Here is a 1,445-nt window from a genome sequence, read left to right on the forward strand (position 1 = left end):
GTCACCCCCCCAATGCCGTTGAATTAAGCAACCAAGTCATTGTTTTTACTATCATACCTTATAGCCTTTTCGCAGTTTTTTACGCCTACACCGTACCTTTGTCCTCTCAAAACTACGCCCGGATTTAATAATAGTTAGGTTTGTTGCGATGGCTTTTAGCCATTTGTAGATATCGAAGCAATTCAATCGCTCAGTTAGCAGGATAATGATTCTGCGTTTCAGTGATTGAATCGCTTCTGCAAAGTTGATTTTATAGCGATGTTTTCGCTTTTCTATACGAGGGTCACGATAGTCATTTGCCGCAAAACACTCCATGGCGACCAGCGCATGAACCATCGCGCTGGCATGCACGTCTTGCTTGATGCTGTGTACGGTTCTGCCACTAAAATCCTCTACATCTAAAAAGGCCTTTTGTTTTTTATAGCCTTCTTCCACGCGCCATCGAAGATGGTATAGATCGTAGAAGTGTTTCGCTGGATATCGTCGGGTATCGGTTAAACTGGTCATTAGCACGTAACTGCCTTTGCTTGTTTTGATACGTATCAGACGCACCTGTACAGGGACAATCTCCAGCCCTTTTTCCAGGGCTTGCTGCCTCATCCCTGGCGTGGCTTCAAGGGTAATGATCGCTTGTTTCTTGTTGGCGTCGATAAATTGTTGTACCTGCCTATTCGCATTGCGTCGCAGACGAAAGCAGAATTCCCGTTGCCGGTGTGTATGCAGCAAAACAAACCAGTAAGCGTAATATCCACGGTCGTACAGCATCAAATCATTGTCGCCGGTTTGGGATAAATGATTGACTGCGAGTTCGCGCTCATTGCTGTAGTTACCATCCAGTTGCACATCTATGGGCATATCTAAAAACGTATCATAGAGAAACGAGAGTTTCGCCATAGGCACACTCACATCTGAGTCATTGCTATGTGCCCCAAAGGTCTGACGGATATCAGGGTAATCAGGCAATGCCAAATCACTCCCATCAACCGCCAGGGTGCGAAAGCCATGCCATTGGCTGCGTTCTCGTAAGGGGACTTTACGATAGAAACTACTCACGCTTTTTTGAAGTAATTCGATCAGGGCCGTCTCTTTAAACTTACTCCGCGCCTTGGTAAAAGCGCCTTTGCTTAATAGTTGCTTGCGATAAGATCGTGGGGATTTTTTAAGAAAAAAGTCACTTACCTCGGACTTTATGGAGCGATGTGAGGTGTTAAGCAGGATTTCTATCAGGTTAGGCAGGGTTAAACTACCGCTACGGGTGAAATCCTTGTCTGAGACACGGTGAGCTTTGACAAAACCGATACTGTTATAGGTATCACTTATGTTGGTATAGATATAATTAGATCAGGGCTGAATGTTCCATAAAATGATTCCTCGTCTAAATGTGTAATAAGAAAGGTAGTATACTATGTCTATCAATGGCTTATAGTCTTAATTCAACGGCATTG

Annotated in this window: 1 protein-coding gene; it reads right to left on the reverse strand. The window is 44.2% G+C overall.

The genetic code is table 11. The features are described from left to right. Positions 1-51: 51 nt before the first annotated feature. Positions 52-1,332, reverse strand: coding sequence for an IS4 family transposase (locus tag Q1A31_RS20865; protein ID WP_366943063.1), 1,281 nt, complete (start codon positions 1,330-1,332; stop codon positions 52-54). Between the last annotated feature and the right edge of the window lie 113 nt (positions 1,333-1,445).

Origin of the sequence: uncultured Cocleimonas sp. (assembly GCF_947495625.1) — a bacterium.
Taxonomy (GTDB): domain Bacteria; phylum Pseudomonadota; class Gammaproteobacteria; order Thiotrichales; family Thiotrichaceae; genus Cocleimonas.